Genomic DNA, 5,922 nt, shown 5'->3' with positions numbered 1-5,922 from the left:
TTAATGGAAGGCTTTTTAGAACTTTAAAAAATCGTTCAGGCACTATAGAGTGCAAGGTGAGCCAGTCGGAACGGGTTTTGGGCTGCTCTTTTCGGAGAAATCTCCGGCCTTATGGCAAATATCCAGTAAAGCGAATAAAAATAAAGCAGATCCCAATTAAATTTCAATTTTAATATTTTGACAGACCTTTGACAAAACGATACACTATTTTTTTATTTCAGCAGTATTAAGATCGTATTTTTTTCTTTAAATTATTATGGATAACAGGGTAAACATTGAAAAGAAATGATCTCTATTCAAAAGAAGAAAAACTTTTTCAGGATAAAAACAAGATTTATTCTGTCCAGTCTGTAAAACAGATTGTCTACTCAACCGATATCAGAGATTTTGGCCAGGTCGCTAAAAGTGTTCCCTGCCAGGACGTCTGTCCTGCTAAAACCAATATCCCGGGATATATCAGGGCGGTTTATGAAAAAAGATATGGCAGAGCCTATGAATTAAACCGCAGCGCCAATATCCTGCCCGGTGTTTTGGGGCGTATCTGTTCAAGACCTTGTGAATCTGCCTGTCGTCATGGAGAACCGGACAATGGCATAAGTGTTGGTATCTGTCATTTAAAGCGTTCCTGTGCAGACCTGAAACCTGGTTCGCACAGGATAATTGAAGGCCTTTATGCTCCGACCGATAAACGGGTTGCTATCATTGGTTCCGGCCCGGCCGGGTTGGCAGCAGCCCATGATCTTGCCATTCTGGGGCATAAAGTTATGATTTTCGAGAGGTTGGAAAAACCAGGTGGTATGCTGATGTATGGGATACCTGAGTTCAGGCTGCCAAGAGATCTGCTGATGCTCGAAATTAAGAATATTCTCAGATTGGGGATTGAGTTAAAAACAAACAAAGCCATTGGTTCCGACATCTCCCTTACTCAGCTGGAGAAAGAATATGACGCTGTGGTTGTGGCAACCGGATGTGTCACTCCGAGAAAATTTGATATTCCAGGTGAAGATCTTGAAAATGTTCATAAAGGACTTGATTTTATGAAAGCTGTCAATGAGGGGCAAACGCCCTTTGCCGGTGACAAAGTGGTCGTGATTGGTGCCGGGTTCACGGCAGTTGACTGTGCAAGATCGGCCATAAGGCTTGGTGCATCGGATGTCAGTATCAATATCCGTAAAACTATTGAATATATGCGGATTGATGAGACTGAAAAGCAGGAAGCCGAGTTTGAAGGGATTAAAACATATAGTCTTATCCAGCCGTCAAAAATCATTGGGGACGGCAATAAAGTCACTGCTGTTGAGTTTAAGCGAACCCGGATGGAAAAAATCGATACACCGCCATATAGAATTTCCATTCCCATAGAGAATTCGCAATTTATAGTTCCCGTAGATTCGGTCATTGCAGCTTTGGGTCAGACCCCTGATGAGGCTGTCGTATCAAGAGAGATTGATCCCCTGGCCTGTATCTATTGTTCAGCCTGTATTGATGTGGCACCAAAAGATTGTATTAAAATGATTGAAAATATTTTCGTCAATCCGGATGGAACCTATGGCAGATATGAAGAAACAGAAGATTGGAGCAGGGTCGTATCCATTGCCATTGATAATGCTAATTGTATTCGTTGCGGACAATGCCTGGCTGTTTGTCCCATGGATTGTATCAGTGTGATTAAAACAGAACTCATTGAAATCGATACTTAGTTTATTGGAGGAATGATGCCTGACAACGATCATTATGTCATCATAGGAAATGGGCCTGCAGGAAACCATGCAGCAGCAATTTTAAGACAAAAGGATAAAGATGCCAAAATCACCATCATATCTGATGAGTGTGTCCCTTATTATTACAAACCTAAATTAACAGATTTTATTGCCGATGAGATAGCCAAAGAAGATCTCATGGTAGATTCTCCCAATTTATATAATCGGGCCTTAAAAGATATCCGAATCCGATGCGGTCAGGCGGTTGAGCGAATCGATCCTGATTCAAAATTATTGTTTTTACAGCATATGGAAAAAATAAAATATTCAAAGCTCATCATTGCCTCGGGAAGCCGTGCACGGGTGCTGCCCGCAATGTCAGGGTATGCAAATCATTTAAAATTTGTCACTTCCTATACAGATGTTATGGAGGTTAAGGAAGCGATTCGAAAAGCAAAAGATTTTTTCATTCTTGGTGGTGATCTTGTGGGGTTTAAATTTTTAAGAATGTTGAATTCCATGGGTAAAACCGTGACCATCCTGATCTATCCCGATGCATTCTGGCCCTATCATTTAACCGATGGTATCCTGGTCAATGAGTATTTAAAGACAAACATGGACAGCATTTATGCCTGTGGATCATGTGCCCAGATTTATAACCCCGCCATCAACAGGTATACAACATCCATTGGATGGCCTAATGCTGTGGTCCAGGGAGAGGTGGCAGCTCTTAATCTTCTCGGGTTTTAACAGCCCTTTTTCATGTAGATAAACAAGGATTTATCGATTCCATAAAGCAACGTTATGCAAAGAAGAAACAGATTGTGGTTGATTCCAATGTGAATTCTTTTTTGAAAGGATTTGACTGGACAAAAGAAAACATTAAAAAGACTGATCCACACTCTTTCAAAGGAATAGTCCCGCCAAAACGAAAAGAAAAGCTTATTATAAACGGAAATCAGCTGGTGGCACAGGCGGCTTTGGATGCCAATCTCTCATTTTATGCAGGATACCCCATAACCCCGGCGACAAAGATTATGGAAATATTGAGCAGGGAATTGCCAAAGCATGGGGGAACCTTGCTGCAGACAGAAGATGAAATAGCGGCTATCGGTGCTGTTATCGGCGCCGGGTTTGGCGGGAAACGTGCCATGACGGCAACATCGGGCCCCGGGTTTGCCCTGATGACAGAGTTCACAGGACTGTCTGTCATGGCAGAAGTGCCGGCTGTGATTATTTGCTCACAAAGAGGCGGCCCTTCAACGGGAATCCCTACCAAGACAGAGCAGAGCGATTTTAATAGTGCTGTGTTGGGAGGGACGGGTGACTGTCCACGAATTGTCCTTGCACCCACGGATACAGAATCATGCTATGAGGCAACTGTTTTGGCTCTTTATTTTGCTGAAAAATACCAGACCCTTGTGGTATTGCTGCTGGATTTTTTCCTGTCCAACAGTATCCGGAATATTGATATCCCGCAAAAGCCTTTACCGAAATATCTTGATGCCAATATTGCGCCGGAAAAAGATGATCTTAAAGAGTATCAGAGGTATAAGATTACAAAAAATGGTATTTCACCCCGGACCATTCCCGGAACGCCGGACGGCATGTTCTTTTCAACCGGGCTGGAACATGATGAGGCTGGCAGGCCAAATTACAGCGATGCAAACCACCTGAAAATGACTCAAAAACGGTATCGCAAATTCAACACGGTTCTTCTTGAAGCACCTGCACCTGAAATATCGGCAACTGAAAAGGATGAATTTGACATTGGTGTTATCTCGTGGGGATCATCAGCAGGGGTCGCGCATGAGGCAGCCATGTCTGCTCAAAAAGAAGGGATTAATGCCTCCTCTTTCAGCTCCATGATGGTATCGCCTTTTCCTGAAAAAGAGTTGATTGGGTTTTCAGATAAATGCAAAAAAATTCTTATTCCTGAATTAAATTTTTCAGGACAGTTTGCCAATTTTGCAACCCAAATTTTAAAAAGACCTGTTGAAAGACTTAATTTTATCACCGGCCGTCCCATGGCTTCAGAGGATATTCTTGAAAAGATGAGGGAAATGTAATGGAAATAATTGAATCAGTATATCTGGATGAAAAATTAGAAATAGTCAGAGACATTGATTTTTTACAATACAGATCACAAGATCTTCCCACCTGGTGTCCGGGCTGTGGCTATTTTGGAATTGTCGATGCCTTTTACAAGGCCTGCCGGGAACTTGCGTTGAAACATGAAGATATTGTAACCGTCAGTGGTATTGGCTGCTCCGGGCGAACCCCGATTTTCGTTAATTCCTATGGATTCCATACCCTTCATGGCCGGTCTATCCCTGTGGCATCGGGATTAAAACTTGCCAGAGAAGATCTGACCGTGTTTGCCGTTGCAGGGGATGGAGATGCCCTGGGAATTGGCGGCGGACATCTGCCCCATGTGGCAAGAAAAAATATCAATATTACTTTTCTTTTGTTTGATAATTCCATTTACGGGTTGACCAAAGGCCAGTCTTCTTCAACAACGCCCTATGAAATGAGGACCAATTCCCATCCCGCGGGCAATCCGGATACCCCTTTGAATCCTATTAAGCTTGCACTCTCCTATGGTGCATCATTTGTAGCACGAGGATATGCAGGTGATCCCCAGGGGTTAAAACAGATCATCAAAGATGGAATACTGCATCAGGGATTCAGCTTTATTCAGATTTTGACCCCCTGCGTGACATTTGATAAGGAAAACAGAACCTGGAAGAACCTTAAAGAGAATGTTTATGATTTGAATCTACGCAAAGAAGAAAAAAATATGGAGACAGCCATGCGGATGGCTGAAAACGAGCCCTATGGTATCGGGATTTTTTTCCAGGACAGGCAAAGACCCCATTATCAAGAAATTTTACGGAACAAATAGGTCGAACATCATGCCTTACAGAGAGGCGAGCACTTCTATCATAGCGATTTATATGGTTGAGGAATTTTAAAATGTATGGAAAAGCTGGTGAAGCGATCTATTGATTTCCATTCATATCTTCTTTCCCAGCCTTGTCTCCTGTCTTGTTTCATTCTTTGCTCTTTACCTGGATATTTACCGAGATTGAACATTCGCCTATCCAAAGGCGACCTTCGATCTATTACAGATCGTTTAATATATTCTTTTTTTGATAACATGTGGCCTTTCTCCCTGGAATATTTGAGACAGAGCCCCCTGGTACTGCGAATAAAATTTGTTAAATCCGGATATCCGTTGGCAGGGCCTTTTTTAACAGCACTTATTTTGTTTTCCAGGTTGCCATTGGCTTTGGGAAACTGCCTGATTCTTAGTTAAACAAACAATAAATAAATTTATTATAATACAAAGATTATTACTGAACTTGATGTTTATTGTAAATAGGTGAAAGGGCTTATTTTTTACCGGGAAAAAATCCTGGCCGGGAGAATTTCCCAAAGATGATAGAGGGGTCTTTCCCGGAAGATTGATGGGTTGTGTGTTATTATTTTTTCCAAAGATCCAGATCAATGAAGCCTATCTTGGCAGCATGGCGAGCCAGGTCAATGATATTATTTACATCAAGCTTGCGCATTATTCTGGCACGGTGGTTCTCAACTTTTTTTGGGCTGATGAACAATTTGTCTGCAATCTTTTGGGATGGCATCCCATTCCGGACATTGTTCAGTCCTTCCATCACCAGACGGTATAGATTGATTTGAGTATCCCAATTCAGTGTTGACCCGTGGACCCCATATCGTAAACGGTCTTGCCAATGATTTCAGATCGTGATTTGCCGATGAAATTCTCAAAAGCCTTGTTGCATCCAGTATAACATCCATACGAATCTTTGTAAAATTTCGTCTCTTCGGATGTCTGTACGATCATTAATCCATTTTATTTTACCGTCTTTGGTAACAATACGATAGGGTTCATGAGTAAATCTTTTTTGTTCTTTCCCAACACTATATTTGGCAACCTCTCCTGCTACCCGTTCCAAGTCGTCGGGATGAACAACTTTTGTATAAAGCATCCTACCTGAAATAAAAGTCCTATAGAGTTAAACCTTGATTAAGGTTTAGTTTGAACATATATCCTAATAGTTAAGTCATATCTTAAGGAGGGCACGGGATGGAATTTTTAATAATGGTTAAAGAAGAAAAGGGCTCCCAGGAAGTCCGAAGAGGAGTGCAGTTTTTGTTTCTGATAATTGTCTGCTTTATCGGGTTCAGATTCAGTCAG

Annotated in this window: 6 protein-coding genes and 1 pseudogene; 4 read left to right on the top strand and 3 right to left on the bottom strand. The window is 41.8% G+C overall.

Annotated features, from left to right (window positions below; genetic code table 11):
• Positions 1–275 precede the first annotated feature (275 nt).
• From K8S13_RS09720 to K8S13_RS09705, 4 genes are all read left to right on the top strand, one after another.
• Positions 276–1,700 carry an FAD-dependent oxidoreductase gene (locus K8S13_RS09720; RefSeq protein ID WP_291462250.1) on the top strand — a complete coding sequence of 475 codons (1,425 nt, stop codon included), beginning with the start codon at positions 276–278 and terminating at the stop codon, positions 1,698–1,700.
• A gap of 12 nt (positions 1,701–1,712) precedes the next feature.
• Complete coding sequence (locus tag K8S13_RS09715; protein WP_291462249.1) at positions 1,713–2,450, top strand: FAD-dependent oxidoreductase; 738 nt, start codon at positions 1,713–1,715, stop codon at positions 2,448–2,450.
• Between the two features lie 74 nt (positions 2,451–2,524).
• Positions 2,525–3,769, top strand: coding sequence for a hypothetical protein (locus tag K8S13_RS09710; protein ID WP_291462248.1), 1,245 nt, complete (start codon positions 2,525–2,527; stop codon positions 3,767–3,769).
• Complete coding sequence (locus K8S13_RS09705; RefSeq protein WP_291462247.1) at positions 3,769–4,605, top strand: thiamine pyrophosphate-dependent enzyme; 837 nt, start codon at positions 3,769–3,771, stop codon at positions 4,603–4,605. Before K8S13_RS09710 ends, K8S13_RS09705 begins: the two co-directional genes overlap by 1 nt.
• A 580-nt stretch (positions 4,606–5,185) precedes the next feature.
• Here the strand turns inward: K8S13_RS09705 and K8S13_RS09700 are convergent.
• From K8S13_RS09700 to K8S13_RS09695, 3 genes and pseudogenes are all read right to left on the bottom strand, one after another.
• Positions 5,186–5,347 carry a LuxR C-terminal-related transcriptional regulator gene (locus K8S13_RS09700; RefSeq protein ID WP_291462246.1) on the bottom strand — a complete coding sequence of 54 codons (162 nt, stop codon included), beginning with the start codon at positions 5,345–5,347 and terminating at the stop codon, positions 5,186–5,188.
• 65 nt (positions 5,348–5,412) lie between these two features.
• Positions 5,413–5,568, bottom strand: coding sequence for a PAS domain-containing protein (locus tag K8S13_RS25675; RefSeq protein ID WP_367172553.1), 156 nt, complete (start codon positions 5,566–5,568; stop codon positions 5,413–5,415).
• A pseudogene (locus tag K8S13_RS09695) lies at positions 5,552–5,713 on the bottom strand (PAS domain-containing protein); the annotation flags it as partial. The pseudogene K8S13_RS09695 and the gene K8S13_RS25675, both read right to left, overlap by 17 nt.
• Between the last annotated feature and the right edge of the window lie 209 nt (positions 5,714–5,922).

Source organism: Desulfobacula sp. (assembly GCF_021107415.1).
The sequence above is the reverse complement of the archived record's forward strand: the minus strand, read 5'-3'. Positions and strand labels throughout refer to the sequence as shown.